General features: G+C 29.1%; 1 protein-coding gene. It reads left to right on the top strand.

Going from position 1 to position 254, the window contains the following annotated elements:
• Positions 1 to 18 precede the first annotated feature (18 nt).
• Positions 19 to 254 (top strand): transposase (locus tag PNO30_RS03250; RefSeq protein WP_420319624.1); only part of this gene is annotated, 236 nt, incomplete at its 3' end.

Raw genomic sequence — 254 nt, 5'->3', positions numbered from 1 at the left:
CATAAAGAAGAAGGTTTTATGTATTTAGACCATAGAACAGTAGATGGGAAAAATAATATAATCATGGATTGTCACATAACTCCAGGAAACGTTCATGATAGTGGTCCATATATAGATAGATTAAATCAGATAGAAAAAAATTTCGGATTAACACCAGGAAAAGTTGCGTTAGATAGCGGATATTATTCTCTAGACATACTAAAACAGTTAGATAAAAAAAATATATTTTCAGTAATAGGATATAGAAGATTCTC

Source organism: Gemella haemolysans (assembly GCF_028308085.1).
In the GTDB taxonomy this organism is placed as follows: domain Bacteria; phylum Bacillota; class Bacilli; order Staphylococcales; family Gemellaceae; genus Gemella; species Gemella haemolysans_D.
The sequence above is the reverse complement of the archived record's forward strand: the minus strand, read 5'-3'. Positions and strand labels throughout refer to the sequence as shown.